This is a genomic window from Corynebacterium gottingense, from assembly GCF_003693265.1.
GTDB lineage: Bacteria > Actinomycetota > Actinomycetes > Mycobacteriales > Mycobacteriaceae > Corynebacterium > Corynebacterium gottingense.
On record NZ_RDRE01000001.1, the window covers coordinates 307,970 to 328,965 of the forward strand.

At 59.2% G+C, this 20,996-nt stretch carries 13 protein-coding genes and 1 pseudogene; 8 read left to right on the forward strand and 6 right to left on the reverse strand.

All coding sequences use genetic code 11. From position 1 onward, the window contains the following. Positions 1–40: 40 nt before the first annotated feature. Positions 41–1,579 (reverse strand): acyl-CoA carboxylase subunit beta, encoded by a 1,539-nt coding sequence (locus EAW56_RS01515; RefSeq protein WP_095536442.1) that lies wholly within the window; start codon positions 1,577–1,579, stop codon positions 41–43. A 137-nt stretch (positions 1,580–1,716) separates the two neighbouring features. On the opposite strand from EAW56_RS01515, the gene EAW56_RS01520 reads away from it, so the two are divergent. Then, entirely contained in the window at positions 1,717–2,211 is a 495-nt protein-coding gene (locus EAW56_RS01520; RefSeq protein ID WP_095278769.1) for a hypothetical protein, read from the forward strand. Between the two features lie 79 nt (positions 2,212–2,290). On the opposite strand, the gene EAW56_RS01525 is transcribed toward EAW56_RS01520, so the two are convergent. The 4 genes from EAW56_RS01525 to EAW56_RS01540 all read right to left on the reverse strand — a co-directional run bounded on the left by EAW56_RS01525 (position 2,291) and on the right by EAW56_RS01540 (position 9,313). Next, positions 2,291–5,785 (reverse strand): UvrD-helicase domain-containing protein, encoded by a 3,495-nt coding sequence (locus EAW56_RS01525; protein WP_122084761.1) that lies wholly within the window; start codon positions 5,783–5,785, stop codon positions 2,291–2,293. 19 nt (positions 5,786–5,804) lie between these two features. After that, positions 5,805–8,648 (reverse strand): PD-(D/E)XK nuclease family protein, encoded by a 2,844-nt coding sequence (locus EAW56_RS01530; protein WP_167457371.1) that lies wholly within the window; start codon positions 8,646–8,648, stop codon positions 5,805–5,807. A gap of 86 nt (positions 8,649–8,734) precedes the next feature. Then, complete coding sequence (locus EAW56_RS01535; protein WP_095278766.1) at positions 8,735–9,100, reverse strand: DoxX family protein; 366 nt, start codon at positions 9,098–9,100, stop codon at positions 8,735–8,737. A 39-nt stretch (positions 9,101–9,139) separates the two neighbouring features. Further along, positions 9,140–9,313, reverse strand: coding sequence for an RNA helicase (locus EAW56_RS01540; protein WP_095278765.1), 174 nt, complete (start codon positions 9,311–9,313; stop codon positions 9,140–9,142). A 122-nt stretch (positions 9,314–9,435) separates the two neighbouring features. Here EAW56_RS01540 and EAW56_RS13200 point away from each other — a divergent pair. From EAW56_RS13200 to EAW56_RS01575, 7 genes and pseudogenes are all read left to right on the forward strand, one after another. After that, a pseudogene (locus tag EAW56_RS13200) lies at positions 9,436–10,488 on the forward strand (type IIL restriction-modification enzyme MmeI); the annotation flags it as partial. A 290-nt stretch (positions 10,489–10,778) separates the two neighbouring features. Then, a complete protein-coding gene (locus EAW56_RS01550; protein WP_173783239.1) occupies positions 10,779–10,985 on the forward strand; it encodes a type II toxin-antitoxin system Phd/YefM family antitoxin in 207 nt (68 codons plus the stop codon). 24 nt (positions 10,986–11,009) lie between these two features. Then, positions 11,010–13,679: a type I restriction-modification system subunit M gene (locus EAW56_RS01555; protein WP_095278764.1), complete on the forward strand. Its 2,670-nt coding sequence runs from the start codon at positions 11,010–11,012 to the stop codon at positions 13,677–13,679. Next, positions 13,673–14,884, forward strand: coding sequence for a restriction endonuclease subunit S (locus EAW56_RS01560; protein WP_095278763.1), 1,212 nt, complete (start codon positions 13,673–13,675; stop codon positions 14,882–14,884). Before EAW56_RS01555 ends, EAW56_RS01560 begins: the two co-directional genes overlap by 7 nt. After that, complete coding sequence (locus EAW56_RS01565; protein WP_095278762.1) at positions 14,881–18,033, forward strand: type I restriction endonuclease subunit R; 3,153 nt, start codon at positions 14,881–14,883, stop codon at positions 18,031–18,033. Before EAW56_RS01560 ends, EAW56_RS01565 begins: the two co-directional genes overlap by 4 nt. Next, positions 18,026–18,772, forward strand: coding sequence for a M48 family metallopeptidase (locus EAW56_RS01570; protein ID WP_095278761.1), 747 nt, complete (start codon positions 18,026–18,028; stop codon positions 18,770–18,772). The genes EAW56_RS01565 and EAW56_RS01570 overlap by 8 nt, the downstream gene beginning before the upstream one ends. After that, complete coding sequence (locus EAW56_RS01575; protein ID WP_108721767.1) at positions 18,735–20,333, forward strand: ImmA/IrrE family metallo-endopeptidase; 1,599 nt, start codon at positions 18,735–18,737, stop codon at positions 20,331–20,333. Before EAW56_RS01570 ends, EAW56_RS01575 begins: the two co-directional genes overlap by 38 nt. A gap of 487 nt (positions 20,334–20,820) precedes the next feature. Here EAW56_RS01575 and EAW56_RS01580 read toward each other — a convergent pair whose 3' ends face one another. Next, on the reverse strand, positions 20,821–20,994 hold the full coding sequence (locus EAW56_RS01580; protein ID WP_341867407.1) for an ATP-binding protein: 174 nt from the start codon (positions 20,992–20,994) through the stop codon (positions 20,821–20,823). Positions 20,995–20,996: the final 2 nt, after the last annotated feature.

Below are 20,996 nucleotides of genomic sequence, written 5' to 3' on the forward strand. Positions count from 1 at the left end.
TTTCAGCGAGAAAGAATTTAGTGTAGCGAAAGTATATCGGCTACAGCGGGATGTTGCCGTGCTTTTTCTGCGCCGGATATGCAACCTTGCGCTCCAACAGGCGCAGGCCCTCCAGGACGTGGCGGCGAGTTGCCGACGGCGGGATGACCGCGTCGACGAGCCCACGCTCGGTGGCCGCGTACGGGTTGAGGTTCTCCTCGGCGTACTTCTCGGCATCGACGTTGAGGTGGCCGGCGGCGGTGGGGGCGTCGGCAAGCGCGATCTGCGCAGTAGGCCACGCGAACACCAAGTCGGCGCCCAGGCCCTTGGAGCCGAGCACCGTGTAGGCGGTGCCGAGCGCCTTGCGGGTAACCACGGTGATCGTGCCGACCTGCGCCTCGGCGAAAGCGTAGGCGAGCGCGGCGGCACCGGCGGGCGCGCCGGCGTGCTCCTCCTCGGTGGAGGGGACGAAGCCTGGGGAGTCCACGAACTGCACGATCGGTAGGTTGAACGCGTCGCAGGTGCGGATGAAGCGGGCAGCCTTGCGTGCGCCGGCCTCGGTGAGGCAGCCGGCGAGCACGCTTGGCTGGGTGGCCACAACGCCGACGGCGCGGCCGTGGATGTGCGCGAACCCGGTGAGTACGTTGCCGGCGAAGTCGGCGCCGAGCTCGTAGAAGTCGCCGTCGGTGACCGCGGCAACGATCTCGGCGACCTCGTAGGGCTGCGCGTCGTCGTCGGGGATTATGGTGTCCAGATCGGTGTCGGCGCCCTCTGTGCCCTCTGCGGTAGCGCGTTCTGCGTCCGCGCCGAGCGGGGAGGCAGCCAGGTTGTTCAGCGGCAGGTAGCTTACGATGCGCTTCACCGCATCGAGCGCTCCCGCCATGTCCGCGGCGGCGACGTGTGCCAGACCGGTGGTGGCGGCATGGACGCTCGCCCCGCCGAGCGCGTCTGCGGTCGTCGCGGTGCCGGAGACCTGGCTGACAATTCCGGTGTCGGACAGGTGGAGGCTCGCGCCTTCGACCATCACGGTGACGTCGGCAAGCGGCACTGTGGTCGCCGCGAGGGTGGCGACCTCGCCGGCCACCAGCGCAATCTGCGGCACGAGGCCGGAGGCGTGGGTGGCGGCGCGCAGCAGTTTGGCCTGCATGTGGGCGGTGACAATGCCTTCTTGCCAGCGCGGACCGACCGAGTCGTAGATGCCGATGACCGGTACGCCGGTCTTGGTTGCCAGATCAAAGAGTTTGAGCATTTTCTCGGCGTAGACCTCGCCGATGGCCCCGTCGAAGATGTCGGGATCCTGGCTGAAGATGCAGACCCGGCGGCCGTCGATAAGCCCATAGCCCGTGATGACGCCATCGGTGGCGGGCTTCGTGCGATCCATCTTGTACGCCTCGACGCGGTGGCGCGCGAGCGCGTCGGTTTCCACGAACGAACCGTCGTCGAGCAGCGCCTCCACGCGCGCGCGTGCCGTCATCGCGCCTTCGGTCGGCGCCTCCGCGCGATCAGCGGCCGGCGTGCGCGCCTCGTCCAGGCGGTTGCGCAGGTCCTGGATGCGGCCCGCGGTGGTCTTCAAATCGGGTTTTGCAGTCTTGTCGCCCATAAGCCCTCAGTCTATGCCCCTATCTGTTGTGCACCAAAGATAAAACCACACGTTGTATCGTCCGGTCGGGCATAAGCGTTTCTCTGCGAATGCTGTGTCAGCCTATACATGTTTTGCAAAAGCTTTACCCAGGCGTTGTGAAGCCGAAATCTGGGGGTGTTCCTATCTATGGCACGGGGGTCAACCCCTCCTGGGAAGAGACCCTGCTGATTGTCACCGCCGACCACGAGACCGGCTACCTCACCGGCGCCAACGATGTCCCGGGCTTCTCCCCGCTGGCCGGCGAAAGTCAGGCTGCACCGGAGCACAAGTACAACTCCGGCGACCACACCAACCAGCTCGTGCCGTTCTTCTTCAAGGGCGCTGGTTCCGAGGACATCCTCGCAGCTGCCGAGGGCGAGGATCCGGTGCGTGGCAAGTACATCGACAACACCACCATCGCCAAGCTGACCAAGGAAAACTGGTGGGCTGAGGCCAAGGCTGGTGACCAGGGCGATGCAGCCGAGGGTTCCTCCAAGGAGCAGAAGATCGCTGCCGGTGTCGCTGGCGGCCTGGCGCTGGTCCTCGCGCTGATTGCTGGCGCGTACCAGGCTGGCCTGCTGCCGAACATCCCGGGCCTGCCGAAGTTCTAATCACTTCTGGCTCACCCAAACACTGAGCGGGTGCCTCGAGTTGTTCGAGGCACCCGCCGTTTGCGTTTGGGTTTATCGCTTATCGACGCCCACGCTCAAACACCACCACCTGCGGCTTTTCGACCCCGGCGAAGATGAGCTCGAGGCGAGTCACCGGCTCGCCAAGCGCCTGCTCCAGGAACGTTGCGTAGATGTCCAGCTGCAGGAAGTAGCTGGTCACGGTCTCTGGTTTCGCGGTGATGTCGGTCTTCCAGTCGGCGATGACCCACCCGGAGGTATCGCTGTTGGTGTCGCGGTAGAGCAGGTCGATGAAGCCGTTGACGGCGGTGCCGTCGACGGTGCCAATGACCGGCAGCTCCCGCTGCGCCTGCGCGTCCGGCTCGAGGCTGCGCGCGTACGGTGCAGACTCGGCGAAGCTCGCGGCGACGCGCACCACGTCTTTCACGGCCGAGGTCGGCAGCTCGTAGAGCGAGGCCACTGTGGCGGCGACCTGCTCGAGCTCGTCGCCCTGGGGCAGGTGCTCCATCACGTCGTGGACTGCGGTGCCGAAGTCGGTCCCGGCGTTGTCCCGGTACAGACCGCTGTTGATCTGGCGGGCCGGGAAGCCGGACGCTGCCACCCGCTCGTCGAGGGAGCGGCGCAGGCGTACGCCGGTGACGTGTGTGTGGCGCGGCACTTCGTCGTCCCCCGGGCGGGACTGCGCCCGCTGCACGCCGGTCGGGTCGGCGGTGGGCTCGGGGTTGGCCTGGTCCTTAGCGTGAGCGATCGCGGTGACACCCATGCGTTGGGTGATGCCGGTCGCCTCGGCGAGTGCCTCGGCCCTCGTAGTGAAGCGCTCTGCGTTCGGCGCTCTGCGTTCGGCGTCCTGTGCCTTGGGTGCCGCGATGGCATCGAAACCTGGTAGTTCCTCACGGGCGATGGGGGCGTATTGGGTGGAGTCGTCGATGACCTCGGCGAGCTTCGCGCCGCGCTGCGCTTTGGTGTACTCGCGTGGTCCCCCCTTCTTCTTGGGCCTGTTTTTCTTGAGTTGCAGCGGGATAGCCAGGACGGACTTGGCGCGCGTCATGGCGACGTAGAGCAGGCGGATCAGCTCGTTGGCGTCGGCTTCGTCGTCGAAGGCCTTGGCAGCGAGGTAATTGGGGGTCGGCGCGTCCTTGAGCTTGAACTGCGCGGTGCTATCTGCCCGGGAGAAGGATCGTACCGCGCGACTGTTCGAGGTGTGGCCGGACATGCCAGCGGCGATGACCATGGGGAACTCGCGACCTTTGGACTTGTGGATCGTCATGAAGCGAACTGCGTCGGTGCCGGTATCAAGCAGAGGCTCGGAGACGCCCTGGTTGGTTTCAGCTTGGGTGTCAGACCAGCGAACAAATTCGCGGAGGCCGAGCCCGGTTGTGGCAGAGAAGCGGTCAGCGAGCGCGAGCAACGTCTCCACGCGCGGGAGGTGGTCGGGGTGGCCACTTGCGGCGTAGGCCTCCGCGAGTCCGAACTCCGCGACGATGCGGCGCACCATGGTTGCCGCATCGGTGCGCTGTGCTTCCGCGGAAAGTCGGCGAAGCTGCTCGACGCAAGTGTCGACGCTCGCGGCAACCTCATCCTGCGTCATCGCGGCGTCGAGCGACTCCGGGGCTTCATGGAGGTGCTCGCGGCGTACCTGCGCCCACCGAGCGATGTCCGCATCCGAGCAGCCGAGAAGTGCGGTGCGCAGGGCAGCGATGCGGGTGAAGTCGTCAGCGGGGTCGGCCACCGCGCGCAGTACAGTGAACAGGTCGTTTAGCTCCGGGGTGGCAAAAAGCGCGCCGGAGCCCTCGGAAACCCAGGGGATGTCTGCGTCGCCGAGGACTTGCATCAGGCGCAGCGCATCGTTGTGGGTGGCCACGACGATGGCGATGTCGGAGTAGCGCAGGGGCGCGCCTGCTTGCGCACCGCTGTGGTGGACGAAGCGAGGGTCCGCACCGGCAACCGCCGCACGAATGAGCGCGACAATGTCGGCGGCTTCGCGTTCGCGCAGTTCGGCGGGCGGCAGGTCTTCCGCGTCTGCGTCCTGCAGCACGATGAACGCGCCCTCGCGGCCTTCCGCGGCGTCCTGGGGGAGCATGGGCACGTAGTGGGCTTGGGCGGGGCCGTCGTTGGAGCTCGCGTGGGCGTCGAAAAGCTGCCCGTAGAGCTCGTTGACAGCGGCGACGACCGCTTCCGAGGAACGGAAGTTTCGCGAGAGCTGCTTCACACCATGGTCGGCATCGCGGGCGGCGGCGCTGGTGCGTGCGGCGACGTAGGTGTCGATGTCGGCGTTGCGGAACTTGTAGATCGACTGCTTCGGGTCGCCGACCATGAACAGGCGGCCGGGCTGCGGGGTGTCGTGCGGCCCGCGGGCGATCGCGGTGACGATGTCGAGCTGCGCGGGGTCGGTGTCCTGGAATTCGTCGACGAAGATGACGCGGTATTGCTCATGCAGCTTTGCGCGCACCTCGTCGTCGACCACGAGCTGTTGCGTCAGGTAGATCATGTCGTGGAACTCGAGGACGCCGGTGCGGTGGCGCGTGTCGGCGGCTCTGAGCACGAGGGCCGCGAGCACGGGAGCGATTGTCGACGTCGCCGCGTACCCCGCGTAGCACCCAAGCTCATCGAGTCGCTCGAGGAAGTCCTTGTACTCCTCCTTGACCTGCTTAGCTTCCGGCTTGCTGCCGCCGGTGTTGCCAGGTTTAGGCAACTTGAGCTCGGCGAGGGAGTCCGCCGCGTCGAGCTCGGCCAGGCGGTCATCGAAGAAGGCGAGGAGTTTGTCGGAGACCCCCGAGGCGTAGGCGCGATCGCGGATCAGGCGCAGCTGCTTGCGCAGGCTGGCTCGTAGCTCGTCTTCGGGTGGGGCCTCGAAGGCGGGCGCTTTGATCGTGGCGCCGAGCTCGCCCCAGTGCGCGTCCATCCACTCGACCAGCTCCTGCAGGTGCTTGAAGGTCACGCCCTCGCCCAGGAGGTACTGCAGTTGGGTGATGAATTCGGCTGCGGAGATGCTCGTCGGCAGGGCGTCGATAGTTGCTGTGGCTTCTTCGCTGCCCTCGAAGAGCGCGGTAATGGTCTCGATAATTGCCTCGCTGTGCTGGGCAGAGGAGAAATAAGCGGCGAGGTCATCGACGGCGTCGACTTTCGGTGGCAGGCCGGCCTCCAGCGGGTACTGCTTGAGCACGCGCAGGCAGAAGGAGTGAAGCGTGCCGAGCGCGGCGCCGGGCAGACCTTCGAGCGCTTCTTGGGCGCGCTGCTTGGCCCGCTCCGGGTCGTGGAATGCGCGGGGCAGCCCATTGCCGAGCGTGTATGCCCCGGTGTCGCGCACCTGGATGAGCGCGCGGCGCAAGCGGGCGGTGAGCTCCGCGGCTGCGGCTTCGTTGAAGGTGATGGCGGCGATCTGATCGATGCGGGTGCCGCGCTCGATAATCAGCGTGAGCAGGCGCTGGATGAGCATGACGGTCTTGCCGGAGCCGGCACCCGCCTCGACGAAGCAGGAGAGCTCGACTTGGTTCTGGATGAATTCACGGTTGGCTTCGTCCTCGGAGAGGCGGTCGGCAAATGGTGCTTGAGTCATTGATTTTCCTCTCGCGGGGCTAGGCGTCGGCGGACGCAGTGTACTCGGTGGTCAGAGGCTGCTCGAAGTCCAAAGGCGGCATAATCGCTGTCAACGCGTTGTAGTTGGAGACACCCAGGCGCAGGCGCTCGTCGCTGTCCCAGCGCTCCGGGATAGCGTGCGGCGGGAACGCACCGCGCTGGATGTGGCGGTAGACATTGCCTAGGTTTGTCTGCAGCGTTGCAACTGCGTCGTCGTCGACAGTGATTTTCACGTGCGAGTCGTCCGGGTCACGGAAGAACCAGTAGCGCGCCTGCACCTCGGTAACCTCGCCGGGCCACTCTGCGGGCCCGCCGGGGAAAAGCACGGCCGGATTACCCGTGGCGGCAAGCGCGCGCACGATGTAGCCGTACAGAGCCAGCTGGAAGTAGTAGTGCGGCGCGCCGTCTTTGACCTGCCCGGTGGGCGTCTTCTGCTTCACGTACGTGCTTGTCGTCTTGCCCTTGCCGGACTTGTAATCGGTCACGCGCACGATGACGGCGCCGTTTTCCACCTTGTAATCAACGCGGTCGGCGTAGCCCTTCACGGGCAGTTCCACGCCGAGCGCCGGCAGCAGCAGGGATGCTGCCGGTTCCTCGGTGGTGTTGCCAAAGGCGAACTCGGTGGCAAGTGGCGTCCAGCCTTCTTCTGCCTCGTTGCGCTCCTGGGCGAGCCAGCCGTGCACGTCCTTGCGCGCCTGCTCGGCAAAGGTGTCCCACACCAGCGGGTTGATCTGGTCAGTGCGGCGCGCGGCGAGATCCTCGCCGAGGATGCGGTCGAGCACCTCGATGCCCTCGCCGTCCCAATCCAGGTCCGCGTAGCGCTCCGGCCGGTTCGGGTTGTCCAGCCACACCTCGTTGGTCCAGCGCTCAAACACGGCGTGCAGGATCGTGCCGGTGTCGGCGGAGGCGACGTGCATATCTTCCGCGTCGTCCTCAAGTACCCAGTTGCCGGTCACGCGCTGGATAAAGTACTCCAGCGGCGACTTGGTAAAGCCCTCCAGCGCGGAGCTGGAAATCGGTTTCTGCAGCGTGTGCAGGCCAAAGTCGGTGCCGGTGTAGCCGGTAAATTCGCCGGCGACGCCCGCATGCCGCGCCTGCATGATCTCCGCGTAGCGCGCCGCCCGCTCGCTCGGGGCGCCGGCCAGCGCATTCGCCAGCGCCAGTTCAGTCTGGCTCGTGGGCGTGCGCTCGCCGCTTACTAGCCCCGGGTAGAGCGCATCCACGCGGGTTTCGTCCTGGTCAAGCCAGGTGGAGGGCTCGGTCAGCCCGCCGCCGGCGATCCCAGATCGGGCGCGTGTGAGCACAATGCTTCTCGACGCCCGCAGCGCCCCCGCAAGCGTCCGCTCCCTCCGCGCCAGGAACTTGTCCGGAGTGGTGTGCTGCTGCGCCTGCGTCATCGTCGCGCTGGGGGTGAGCGAGCCGGGCAGGGCAGCGTCGGTGGCGCCGGTGATGAACGCGAGCTGGAGGTTGCGCCCGTCCAGGCACTCCAGTGGCCCGACCGAGAGCACACCGGTGTTGGTGGCGCGCGCCGGGCGGGCGGCGAGTTCGCGAGTGATCTCGAGGGCGCGCTCGCGCTGGGGTGTGCCCTGCTGGGCGGCGAGCTGATCTACCAGCGGGTCTAGGTAGATTGCCTGCTGTTGCTTCCCAAGGGCGAGTACATCGAGTGCCGCGGCGCGGAACGCGGAGGCGAAGCCCTCCCAGCTCTCGGCCTCGGTCAGCGGTGCGAGTGTGGCTCGCAGGTCCACGACCCAACGGGCTGCGGTCACGCTGCGTTCGGGCACGCGCTCGCGCTCTGGGGTGCCGTCCTCGTCCTGGCGCGCGGCAGTGTCGAGCACCGCGTCCCAGTCGCTACCGGTAAGCGCTGTGCCGAGACGGTCGCGCGAGCCGGCGTCGAAGGCGCGCAGGCTGGGGCTGTTTTTGACCTTGCCGGTGGAGAGCAGCTCCACGAGCTGGTGCCGGTGCATGTCGGCTGGCCGAAGCGTGAGCAGGGCGGTCAGCGCCCGGAACGTGTTTTGCTGCGCCCACACGTCGCGCGCGGGCGCGTGGTAGGGGATGCCAGCCTCGTCGAGGGCGTGGGTGAGGAAGGGCAGCTCCGCGTCGTCGCAGTAGGCCACGGCGATTGCGTGCAGTGGGGTGCCTTGGGTGACGGCGTCGAGGACGCGGCCGGTGACGTAGGTGGCCTCGTCTGGTTCGGCGATCAGTGAGATGCGTTCGGTGTGCTCACGCAGGTCTGGCAGCTCGACGGGCGTGGCTTGCTGGAACTGGGCCAGCGCCCATTCGGTGCGCGCGTCGTGGGCCAGCGCGCCGACGGTGATGAGCGCCCCGCGGTGGGAGTCGGCGGCGGCACGGACCGCGTCCGGGAAGGTGAATCGGGTGTTGCGGAACTCTTCGGCGGCGCGCTGGGCGATCTCGGCCACGATGCTGGGCAGCTGCGCGCCGCCGTGGTCCGCGCGCCATTCGGCGGGGGAGTTGAGGAGGGTATACAGGGCGTCGATAAGCGCTGCATGCGTGGCCGCGGAAGTATGCAGCTTGGCCTCATGGAAGGGAGTCGGTTCCGCGCCGTCGGCAAGGGTGCGGGCGACGAAGGCGGCGACATCGGCGCGCTGCAGCAGCGTGCGAGACTCCTGGTCGCGGGCGGCGCGCTGCAGCAGCATGTCGAGTGTGACCACGTCCACTCCGAGGCGCGGGCCGCCGGTGGCAATGGCGGCGACCACATCGTCGAAGGCGGGGGTGGGGCACAGCACCGTGACCGGGGCGAGAGGATCGCCGGCCTGCGCAGTATCGACGGCCGCGAGCAGCGCGGTGGCGTAGGGGAACGAGGGCGGGTGGGGCGTAGCTGTCATGTGGCCCACAGTAATTGGGCAGCCCGACATCCGCAGGTGCGTAATCGAACCGGCGTTCTAAAGTGGTGGGTTGCGCTCGAGGTGCGCTACTTCTTGCCCTTCTTGTACAAGTCCCACCCAGCACGGATCATCGGGATCTGCAGCGGGAGACGCGCGATGGCGCCCGCCTGTAAATACCAGGGCTTGTTGCGCCACTGCCACGCCATGTTGAAGTTGGCCGGCCACACGGCGAGCAAAAGTGCCGCCGCGACGGCGCCACCGGTCGCGCGGGTTTTCGTGTTTGCCAGCAGGGCTGCGGTGGCGAGTTCGGCCACGCCAGAGACATAGGTGTAGGTCCGCGCGCTGCCCGGAAGTTGCTCGGGAACGATGCCGTCGAAAGGCTCAGGCTTGATGAAGTGGAGCACGCCCGCGCCACCGAAGACGGGGATGAGCGCTTTTTGCAATGTATTCATGCCTGCCACGGTACGCCGGGATGATCCGGCAAAGGAACCCTAGGAATCGTAGTTGGCGAGGTAGCGGATCTTCGGGGTGATTTCCAAGCGACTCTTGCCCTCGCGATGACGCTTCATGATCAGCTTGGCCGCTGCGATCTGACCGGCGTGAGGTGGGACGTTGGTTTTGGGGACGTAGACCTCGTCCTCGCACTGTTCATTGTTGCACCTCATGCACGTCACTCTAGATGCGTTCCGCAACTCCCGCTACGTGTTCCGCTTTTCCTTGTAAACTCCTGTGGGGAAATCCGGTCCAAAAAATCATCCGCAAACATCCGTGGAAGTGGGATGCAGTCGTGGTAAGACTGAACTTGAAAGCGATCGAGGAACGAATCAAGCCGTTAGCTGGGCAAGAAGAGTACGACCGCGAGTTCATCTTTGACCTGCTAGCTGCGTACGGACGCTCGAAGGGAAATGTCACTTGCCTTCGCAACGGCTCGCTGAACATCGCCGAGGACCCGGAGCATGAGGTTGCGCAGAAGAACATTATTTATTTCCGCGAGACGGAGGGGGATCTCCTCGCAGAACTAGAGCGGCTGTGTGTATCGCTGACGGTGGTGAAATTCGCCACCCGTTTGTCATCGTGACCGACTAAACGGACATGATTACCTACGAACTCAAGACTGCGGAAAACCGTACGTTTCCACTGCTCGAGATTGATCAGCACTTCACTTTCTTCCTCCCATGGGCTGGGAATGAGAAGGCCCAGTACACCGCCGAGTCGCACGCCGACGTGAAGGCTGCAGAGGAGATGGGCAAGCTTTTCGATGAGCTCGCCTCCGCCAACCCGGGCCTGATGAAAGATCCTGAGCACCGCCACGGGTGAACGTCTTCTTCACTCGTCTGCTGTTCTGCTACTTCGCCGAAGACGCCGGGGTCTTTGAAGAGAATCAGTTCACCAATGCGGTGGGCTCGCACACGCTTGACGACGGCTCCGACACCGCCGATTTCATTCGCGAACTCTTCACTGCACTCGATGAGTCTGATCCCGCGAAGAAACCGGGACACCTAGCAGGTTTCCCGTACGTCAACGGTCGCCTCTTCCGGGCTGACGCTCACCTTACTGTTCCGCGTTTCTCGCCGAAGGCACGCGAGATGCTCATCGAGTTGGGCAAACAGATCTGGTTGGACATCAACCTGGACTTTTCGGCTCCATGTTTTAGGCGATCGTTACGCCGGGTAAGCGCTCGAACCTGGGTCAGCACTACACATCGGTGCCTAACATCTTGAAGATCATCGAGCCGCTCTTTATGGACGAGCTCAAGGAGGAATTTGATGCGGCCTACGACAGCACGAAAAAGCTAGATAAGCTGCTCGATCGGATCGCTCGCATCAAGGTCTTCGAGCCAAGGACCTCGGATTTGATAAGACCCACCGTCGCTACCTAACCCCTGATGACCAGGGGTTTTCTTGTTTCTGGGGCGGGCTGAAATCTTCAACGTGCAGCATTCGAGTGTCGCCATGGGGCTCTCCCGCTCGGAAAAACCGCGCCACCAGTCGAGGAGGGGTGCGGTTCACCTCTTTCGTTAGCGAGTTCGGGTGGAGGGGCCGGCCGTGGTGGTACCATCTTTAGTAACTACTTTATAGGTTGAATTGTGTATTAGTGTCTGACTGCGGAACTGCGCTGAGAGGGGTCGATGTGGACGACAAAGCGGAGAAGACAACGATGGACTTCTATAACATGTCGGACTTCCTGCGTGGTCAGTCGTCGAAGATTATCACGAAGCTATCCGAAGAAGATGAGGCGGCTTTCGTGCTTAAGAACGGTAGACCGATGGCGGTGCTCATCTCAATCGACAGGTACGGGCGGCTGATGAAGGCCGGGATCGACATTACCGAGTACTAGAAAGAATCTACCGAGGATTTCTTGATGGCAGTGAAAAAGACAGAACTATACTCCCTGTTATGGGAAGCGGCTAACAAACTTCGTGGCGGTGTTGAGCCCGCCCGCTACAAGGACTATGTGCTGACCCTGCTGTTCTTCAAGTACGTGTCCGACCGGTACAAGGGCCAACTCTACGGCGATTTCATTGTGGAAGAAGGCGCATCGTTCGATGATCTGATTGCTGCGAAGGGCAAGAAGGATATCGGTGAGCGCGTCGACAAGATCCTGTCCGCTTTCATGGAAGAGAACCAGCTCCAAGGCTCCCTGCCAGAGGTTTCGTTCAACAACGAGGACGAACTGGGGCGAGGCAAGGAGCTCGTGGATAAGGTTACTGGCCTGATCGCGGTCTTTGAGAATCCGGCGATTGATTTCAAGACCAACCGCGCGAGTGGCGATGACATCATCGGCGACGCCTACGAGTACTTCATGATGAAGTTCGCTCAGGAATCAGGCAAGAGTAAAGGCCAGTTCTACACGCCTTCCGAGGTGTCACGGATCATGGCAAGGCTTGTGGGCATTTCCCACATCGAGCCACGGCAGGGTCGCCCGTGGACACTGTACGATCCAGCAGCTGGCAGCGGCTCCCTGTTGATCCGGGCAGCGGACGAGGCCCCAGTGAACCGCCAAGGCAATGCGATGGTGTCGATTTACGGCCAGGAGAAAGACAATGCGACGGCGGGTTTAGCGAAGATGAACTTGGTGCTTCACCAAAAGAGCACCGGTGAGATTAAAACGCACTCGACACTCACGTCTCCCCAGTACCTTGACGAATACGGCCAGTTGCGCAAGTTCGACTTTATCGTGATGAACCCACCGTTCTCCGATAAGTCATGGTCTGACGGGATCACGCCTGAGAACGATGTTTTCCATCGGTTCGATGGTTATGGGATACCGCCCGAAAAGAACGGTGACTGGGCCTGGTTCCTACACGTGCTGAAGTCGTTGACCGAAGATGGCAAGGCCGCCATCATTATGCCGCATGGCATCTTGTTCCGAGGTAACGCTGAAGAGACGATCCGCAAGCAAGTCCTGGCACGTAAGTACATCACCGGAATTGTTAGTCTGCCAGCGAACCTGTTCTACGGTACCGGTATTCCCGCGTGCATCGTCGTAGTCAACAAGGAACACGCTGACGATCATGAGGGCATCTTCATGATCGATGCCAGCCAAGGCTTTAAGAAGGACGGCAACAAGAATCGCCTGCGCGAGCAAGACATCGAACGGATCGTCCAGACCTATAACCTTCGCCGTGAGATCGACGGTTACTCTCGCATGGTCAGCTACGAGGAGATTCTCGAAGGCAACGGTGGTAATCTCAACGTTCCGCGCTTTATTCAACGCCCGAGCACCGAGCTACCACAGGACATTGCCGCACATCTGCAAGGAGGCATCCCGGCTGGAGACCTCGACTCGCTGGCCGCCCTCTGGCAGGTGGCACCAAATCTGAAACAGCGCGTGTTCACTCAAATAGATTCAGGTCGCTTCGCACTGCTGCTCACTCCGGACGAACTGGCAACACGAATCACGGCGGACGAAATGCTCATCGCGCAAGAGACCGTCGAGGTCAGCGATATGCTGGCTTCCTGGGCTGAAGCGTGCGCCAAGCCTGCCTTGCTCGGGGTGAACCGTGATACCCATCCTCGCCTGATGATCCGCGAGGTTGGTGAAGAACTCCTAGACCATTACGCCGACGCGAAGGTTCTTGACCCGTACGACGTGTTCGACGTTGTCATGAACTACTGGAATACACGCCTCCAGGATGATGTGTACGTCATCAAGGCTTCCGGTTTCTTAGCTGGCCGTGAAGTGGAGTACGACTACAAGCAGAAGAAGACCGACAACGGGCAGACAACTGATACCGTGCAGATTAAAGGGTTCGAGGGGTTGCTGATCCCCGCTACCATCATCGAAGCTGAATACTTCCCGCGGGAACAGGCACAGCTTGCCGAGCTCGACCGCACCTTGCTTAGGAGCGAAGCTGACTTGGAGAGCCTCTTGGAGGAGCAGCCCGAAGAAGATAACCCGTTCGCTGAAGTCCTCAGCTCCACGGGCAAGGTCGTGGAGAAGGAACTCAACGCCAGGCTCAAGGCTCTCGACGCCATGAAGCAATCGTCGCAGCTTGACGTCCTGAACGAGCTGATCGACACGTTCACTCAGAAGAAAGTGATTCGCGTCGACCGGCTGCTTGAGCAACACCCGGATATCGCCGCACTGGATCTGTACGGTAAGTCCGGCAAGCCGATTAAGACGAAGCTCAAGAAAGCACGTCAGGAACTGGCGAGATCCGCACCGGTGCCGGAAGCCTACCAAGACGAATATGAGGCTCTCGCCGGTTATCGAGACAGGTTGGATCAAGTCAAGGCTTTGAGGAAGCAGGCTAAGGCTGCCCGTGACGAGCTCAGCCAGAAGGTGCTCGCCCGGTACGGCACGCTCACTGAGGACGAGATCAAGCACCTGTTGTTTGACCGTAAATGGATGCCTCACCTGCAATCGGAGATCTCCAGCATCTTCGACCAACAGGTCACTACCCACGCCACACGAATCACCGACATCGCCCGACGCTACGAACGTACCCTGCCTCGCATCCAAGCCGCAGTTAATAATTCTCGTGAGTCGGTTTTGAATAGCCTAAAGAAAATGGGATACACATGGTAGTTCCTAGTGATTGGACGGTTTGCACGCTAAGCGACTTGGGGTCCGTGAAAATGTGTCGGCGAATCTTTAAAGATCAAACTAATGAGATCGGCCCTATTCCCTTCTACAAGATTGGAACATTCGGGAAAGCGCCCGACGCTTTTATCTCAAAGCGGCTTTTTGAAGAGTACCGGTCTAAGTATTCGTACCCAAAACGTGGGCAGATCCTCATCTCTGCGGCCGGGACCGTAGGGCGGACTGTGGAGTATAAAGGGGAACCCTCTTACTTCCAAGATTCAAATATTGTCTGGCTTGATACTGACGAGTCCCTTGTCGACAACAAGTTCCTCATGTATGTCTTTGATAGCTTTCCATGGAAAGGCATGGAAGGAACAACGATCAATAGGCTCTACAATGATCTAATCCTTAGTACAGAGATTCTTCTACCTCCTCTGCATGAGCAACGTGTGATTGCTGGGGTGTTGTCTGGGTTTGATGAGCATCTTGCGAACCTGGATGAGTTGATTGCGAAGAAGAAAGCGATCAGTGACGGCGCGCTTGAAGAACTTGTAACGGGGCGCACGCGAATAGCCGACTATCGAGAGCCGTGGGTCAAAATCAGTTTTGAAGAAGCGATTCAGCCTAAAGCCCGTATCGGCTGGCAGGGACTAAAAGCTGAAGAGTATTTGCCTACGGGGTACAGCTATCTCATAGGTGGTACGGATTTTGATTCTGGCACTATCGCCTTTGACAGCATTAGCTTCGTTAGTCGTGCACGCTACGAGTTGGATCCCTATATTCATGTTAGGCCCGGCGACGTCTTGGTGACCAAAGATGGAACGATAGGGAAAGTTGCTCGAGTTCCGCAGCTCAACAAGCCAGCAACTCTTAATAGCGGGGTCTTCGTGTTTAGGCCGAATGCGGGGCTTAGTAGAGAGTTTCTTTACTGGGTTCTAATGTCTCCCGTGTTTGAACGTTTTATTGACACTCTGGCTGCTGGATCCACCATCAAACACCTGTACCAAAAAGATCTCAAGGATTTCACTTTCATGGCTCCGCCCTCTTTATCAGAACAAACGGCACTAGCGGAGATCCTTTTTGGTGCCAGTGAAGAGATTCGCCTGCTTGAGGAGGAGCGGGCGAAGGTTGAACGCTTGAAGTTGGGCGCGATGGATGATTTGTTGACGGGGCGCGTGCGCCTACCGATTGAGGAGAGAGCGGCATGAGCGTTGTAGTAAATAGTGAGTTTCACGCTCAAAAGCGGTTGATCAAGGATTGCCTAATTCATGATCTGGGCTACGAATACATCGGAAACCTGCATGATCTGTACAACAAGCCGGTCGATGAAGCCCGCCTCACTACCTACTTGTACAGCCGGGGCTACCCCAAGGTCGGTGTCGTGAAGGCAGTCAAGGAGCTCAAGGATCTGTCAGAGGATCGGGTATCTTCCCTCTATGACCTGAATAAGAGGATTTATTCGCTTCTGCGCTACGGCATCACCTATCGCGAGCGCGGGCAAAAGGATAAGCGGCTTCACTACATCGATTGGGAGCAGCCCGAGCTCAATCACTTCGCGGTCGCTGAAGAGGTCACGGTTCGTTACACGACCGGTAAGAAGTCTAAACGACCTGACATCGTGTTGTATGTGAACGGGATTGCTCTTGGCATGTTCGAGTTGAAGAAGTCTTGCGTAGAGGCTTCCCAAGGCATTCGCCAGCTGATCACGAACCAAAAACCTGAGTATATTTCTGGGTTCTTCACCACTCAGCAGCTTTTGTTTGCCGGTAATGAGGCTCAAGGTCTCTTCTACGGAACTATCGAAACACCGGAGAAATTCTATCTCCAGTGGCGAGAGGATCCCAAGGCATCTGACGAAACATCCATTGAGATACGCCGTCTACACGACCAGACTAAGAATCCCTTGCAACATGGCGTTATTTCGTTGTGCGAGAAGCGCCGCCTGCTTCAGATCATCCATGACTTCATTATTTTCGATGCTGGAATCAAGAAGGTACCCCGGCCCAATCAATTCTTTGCCAACCTAGCAGCCCGCCCCTTCATCGAGCGCGGTGAAGGTGGCATCATCTGGAACACACAGGGCTCGGGAAAATCGCTGATCATGGCTTGGCTGGCCAAGTGGATCATCGAACACATCGACGATTCTCGCGTGGTAATCATCACTGACCGCGATGAGCTGGACAAACAGATCCGGGACTTGTTCTTTGACATCGGAGAGAAGATTCGCCGCGCTACCAGCGGCGCTGATCTGCGAGAGATCCTGAATAATCCAGAGGATAGGGTCGTGTGTTCTCTGATCCACAAGTATGGCCACAGCGCAGGCAAGGACTCGGACATTGAAGCATATCGGCGAGAGCTGCTGGACAGTTTGCCGTCAGACTACCAGGCGAAGGGTCACATCGTCGCGTTCATCGATGAAGCGCACCGCACCAATTCAGGGAAGCTACACGAGGCAGTTCGGCAACTCATGCCCGGCGCGACACTTATCGGTTTTACGGGCACGCCATTGTTGAAGCAAGACAAAAAGACCACCTTAGAGATCTTCGGTCCTTACATTCATACCTACAAGTTCAACGAAGGTGTTGCTGACGGCGTTGTTCTCGATCTGCGCTATGAGGCACGTGACGTTGATCAAGAGCTGTCCAATGAAACAAAGGTTGACCAGTGGTTCGACAGCCGCACTGCTGGACTGACCGAGACGGCAAAAGACAAGCTGAAAACGTCGTGGTCAACACTGAACAAGCTCTATTCGTCAAAGGATCGCCTGCAGAAGATAGTTTCCGACGTCATCTTCGACATGCAGACTAAGCCGCGCCTCAAACAAGACCGTGGCACTGCTATGCTCGTCGCAGGCAGCATCTACCAAGCGTGCCGTTACTGGGAATTGTTCCAGATGAGCGGCTTCAAGCGCTGCGCTGTCGTTACCTCATACGAGCCGACCGACGCGTCTGTTCGAACCGCTTCGACTGATCCCGATCAGGAAAGCGAGGACGAGTACAAAAAGCGCATCTATGAGCGCATGCTCGATGGCAAATCAGTTAGGGACTTCGAGGACGAGGCAAAGCGCCTGTTCAAGGACGAACCTACACGTATGAAGCTGTTGATCGTTGTCGATAAGCTTCTTACTGGTTTTGATGCACCTAGTGCTACCTACTTGTACATCGACAAGTCCATGCGCGATCACGACCTGTTCCAAGCAATTTGTCGCGTGAACCGTCCTGATGACCCATCCAAGGACTATGGCTACATCGTGGACTACAAGGACTTGTTCCGCTCCGTGCAGTCTGCGTTCGTAGACTACACGAGCGAAGCTTTCGATGGTTTTGCTCCTGAAGATGTGGAAGGGCTGATCAAGCAGCGTGCTCTTGAAGCGACGGCCAAGATGGAAGGTGCGCGGGACTCGCTAAGCCAGCTTCTATCTGAAGTTCCTGCTCCGCGTGATGATGCTGCGCATATTCAGTTCTTCTGCGAACCTCCTGCTGCCGAGGATGAAGCCGACGCTGACTCCCGCAAGCGCGCTACCTTCTACGGCTTGGTCTCGGCGCTGACACGTTCGTTTGCGGATTGTGCTGACCGCCTTGTTGAAGACTTTGATTACACGGCACGAGATGTCGAGCAGATCCGGGCGGATGTTAACAACTACAACCAGTTGAAAGATGCTGTCATGCTTGCCGCCCAAGACTGGATCGATCTGCGTAGTTACCAAGAGGACATGCGATTCATCTTGGACACATACGTCACCGCCCAAGACAGCACTCTCATCTCCAAGCTGGACGACACCCCGTTAGTAGAGCTGCTGCTCAACAACACCTCAACCACTCCAGTCGATTCGATCGTCAATACTGTCACGGGCGACGACAATGCCAAGGCGGAGATCATTGATGCGAACTTGACCAGCGAGATCATTCGAAAAATGCCAATCAACAAGGCGTATTTCGGCAAAATGTCTGAGCTATTGAAGAGGATCATTGACGAGCGCCGTCTCGGCGCACTGTCGTATGCCGAATATTTGCGTCAAGTTACTGAACTCGCTCGACGCGTTCATAACCCGGAGGAAACCGAGAACTACCCAGCACAAATCAAGGATACTCAAGCAGGTCGAGCATTCTATGACTTCGTCTGTGATCAAGACTCACTTGGCGAAGCTAACTTGGGCGACCTTGCATTTGACCTTCATTACGGAATCCTCGAATCTCTCGAGGCTGGCTGGTTGGCAAACAGGCAGAAGCAACAGCGCATTAAACGTGCCATTGCCGTCACTTTGAGGGAATACAGGTGCCCAGCAGATCAGATTGACATTCTTGTCGACCTGGTCTACGAAATGGCAACTAGGCAGGAAGAATACTTCGATGACTAAAGAGGAGCTTCAAGTCGGGAGTGTTCCCGTGACGGTGCTTCGCAAACAAAACCTGAAGAACGTGTACCTGCGAATTCTTCCCCCAGATGGCCAGGTTACTGTGAGTGTGCCGTCATACGTAACGAACGCAGAGCTTTCCAGCTTCCTCTTATCAAAACTCCCCGACATCTATATGCGGCAACAACGGATGCAATCGCAACCGCGACAAACCGAACGAACCTACGTCTCAGGCGAAGCCCACTACCTCTGGGGCAAGCCGTACCGACTGCAAGTGATCTACGAAGGAACACGTCCAGCGGTCACGAAACGGGCTAGCAAGCTAGTTATGACAGTTCCGGAGGGCTACACGGTCGAACAACGTGAGCGCGTCCTGACGGAATGGTACAGAGGTGAGCTTCGTCGAATACTTCAATCTGCTGCTCGGCGTTGCGCGGAGATTACCGGTATAGAAGCTGACGATTTTCGGATCAAGAACATGAAAACACGTTGGGGCACCTGCAATATTGCCCGACGCCGCATCTGGGTGAACCTCCAATTGGTGAAGAAGCCACCTGAATGTCTCGACTATGTGCTTATCCACGAACTAGTCCATCTCGTTGAAGCAAACCACACCCACCGATTTCATGAGTTGGTGGAAAAGTACTGCCCTACTTGGCGAGAAGTTGACAAGACCTTGAAAGAGATGCCGTTGGATTACATCAATGAAGGAGAAACACCGGTTGCCGACAGTGAAGCGTAGTCACTCTGATGTGTTTGACGTCAACCCACGAACCGGCGCTCTGATCCTAGGCAAGAACCGGTTAGATGACTATGCCGAAAAATACCTCTCTGAGCATTATCCACAAGCCCTTGAAGCGCCCACGGCTATTCCAGTGGATGAACTTATTAAAGAAAGCGGCCTTCAGATAAAGGAGGCCTACCTATCTGCGAGCTCGGATGTGTTTGCCTGCTGTGTACTTGTTGACGGTGAGGTGACTACCTTTCAACCCACTACTGGTCAGTACACTCAAACGTTTTACCCTGCAGGCACCATAGTGGTTGATCCTCGGTCAGAGTGGTCAATGGGTGAAGGAGCGCGACGTAATGCACTCATGCATGAGATCCTGCACTGGGAGAAGGATCGCACATTCTTCCGAATCCACCACGCGCGTCTCGCTAATGCAGGTGAAGCCATTGAGCCGATAAAATCCCGGATATCCACTACGTTCTTCGAACCTTCGGAAAACTCAAGACGGGGGGAAACTGAGCTGCAGTGGCTCGAGTGGCAGGCTCACCGTCTTGCGCCTCGAGTACTCATTCCCAAGTCCACGTTCACCAAGGCAGCCATCGAGGCCATGGACTCCTCACCTGAACTGAGTTGTGGAGCCTTGTTGGATCAACTCGCCGACCTCTACCAGGTCTCCCGTTCTGCTGTGAAGTACCGACTCCTCGAAGTGGGGCTAAAGAACCGTATCTCGAAGCTTCCCGAGTATGACTCTGTTTATGGATTCATGGGCGAAGGTGCGGAGGACTTCATAGCCATCACTCACGTTGACGCTGCCGTCCTGCTCAGCCAAAATGCCCGCTTACGCCAATGGGTACAAGCAGGCGACTACATATTTGTTGAAGGCTACTTTGTCAGAAACTCCACCAGATATGTGCGCGTCGACGCCCGCGGCGCTTACAGACTCAAGCCAGCTGCGAAGAGGAGCCCTAAGAAAGCACTCTTGCGCATCCGATCGGTAGTCACCAAAGACTATGTCGGCCTCAATAGAGATCTCGACACCCTGTTCCACTTAGAACACCGGTACGGCGTTGACAAGCGCATCATCTACATCGACCCCGCCCACCAAGCCACCCCAGACGATCACGAGAATGAGAAAGTCTACGCGGCTGCTGCCAAGACGATGAGCACCGCTATTGAAGAAGCTGGTGAGCTTGACGACATTATCAGCAATCGCCAAGCATCTCTCTGCCAAGTAATTACAAATCTTTTCGAATATCGCGGTATCCGATACCCGCAGACCTTCACCGAACGTACCGGCCTCTACGATGCACTGTTCAACAAGATTCAGCACGACAGATTGACTACAATGAAGCGAGAGACACTGATGGCGATCGCTGTCGGCTTGGACCTCAATGCGTACGCAACAACCAAACTCATGGAAAAATCTGGAATCCACCTGAGCCGAGACACTTCTCCCGACAACGTCTATCTGCTCATGCTTGAACGGTGCCCGGGCATATCAATTCACGATGCCAACGGCATCCTAGACGCGCACGGTCTTGAACTCCTCGGAAGCAAATCCCGCTCCAGCTAAAACTCGAAAACTTCGCAAGTCAGGATCAAGCCCCGCAAGGGGCTTTTTTCATGCCCAAATGGCACACAAGGTTCCTGGCCAGGGGTTTTAATCCCGACTTTCCAAGTCAGGATACGCCGTTCAATATCAAGCATCCTCAATTGCATGAGTAGTACACCAATGGGTCGTGCGCCGCCCCTAACGCGCTGTTCTTGCATTCGGCCTCCAAAAGCCTTGGACGTCAACCAAAACGGAAGAGTTCGGACGAACTGCGGTGGCCAACGCGGCCGAACCACCTTCATGTGAACCCACCTCACGCGTGGGACGCCCTCCAGGACTCGTGCACTCCTGGTTGTAAGCACATCTACTTTTCGCTAGTGGGACCTGTTGGTTAGCGCTCGACGGGTCACCCTGTTCAGACCACTGATTTAGTAACGCCATGGTGAGGATCGAGTAACGCCCGGGTGAGTATCCAGTAACACCCGGGCGTTTTGGGGGTTGGGTGAGGTTAGTGGGTCAGGCGCATGTTGTCTCCTTCTAGTGTGATGATCTCGGCACCGACGGCGAGCCGGTTGAGGATCGACTCAGCGATGACAGCGTCGGGGATGGACTTGCACCATTCGATGGGGGCGAACTGGGATGTCACGATGGTCGCTCCTCGGTTTTCTCGTTCCGCAATGATGG